General features: G+C 77.3%; 1 pseudogene. It reads left to right on the forward strand.

Annotated features, from left to right (window positions below):
- Positions 1-651 (forward strand): annotated as a pseudogene (locus G3I40_RS35480) (chromosome segregation protein SMC); the annotation flags it as partial.

Below are 651 nucleotides of genomic sequence, written 5' to 3' on the forward strand. Positions count from 1 at the left end.
CCGATGCCGTCGCCGTGACCACGCCCGCCTCCGCCGCGGACGCCATTCGGCTGCTGCGCAAGCAGGACGCGGGCCGGGCGGCGCTCCTGCTGGCGGGGGAGGCGGCCCCGGAGTCGGCGCGGCAGTCGCCGAGCAGCCCGCCCTATGCGGCCGAACTGGTGCGCGGACCGGCCGAGTTGATGCCTGCCGTGCGGCATCTGCTGCGTGGCATCGTGGTCGTGGGCACCCTGGAGGACGCCGAGGACCTGGTCTACGCGCGGCCCGAGCTGACCGCGGTGACCGCCGAGGGGGACCTGCTCGGGGCGCACTACGCGCAGGGCGGTTCCGCCGGGGCGCCCAGCCTTCTCGAAGTGCAGGCCTCCGTCGACGAGGCCGCCGCGGAGCTGGAGCAACTGGCCGCGCAGTGCGAGGAGTTGGCCGAGGCGCAGCACGTGGCCGTCGAGCGGCGCGGGGAGTGCGCCGCGCTCGTCGAGGAATATGGGCAGCGCCAGCGCGCCATAGAGCGGGAGCGGTCGGGCCGGGCCCAGCAGCTCGGGCGGCTCGCGGGGCAGGCCCGGGGGGCCGCAGGCGAGGCCGAGCGCAGCGCCGCCGCCGCGGCCAAGGCGCAGGACGCGCTGGAGAAGGCCGCGACGGAAGCGGAGGAGCTGGCCG

It is taken from the genome of Streptomyces sp. SID14478 (assembly GCF_010548525.1).
GTDB lineage: Bacteria > Actinomycetota > Actinomycetes > Streptomycetales > Streptomycetaceae > Streptomyces.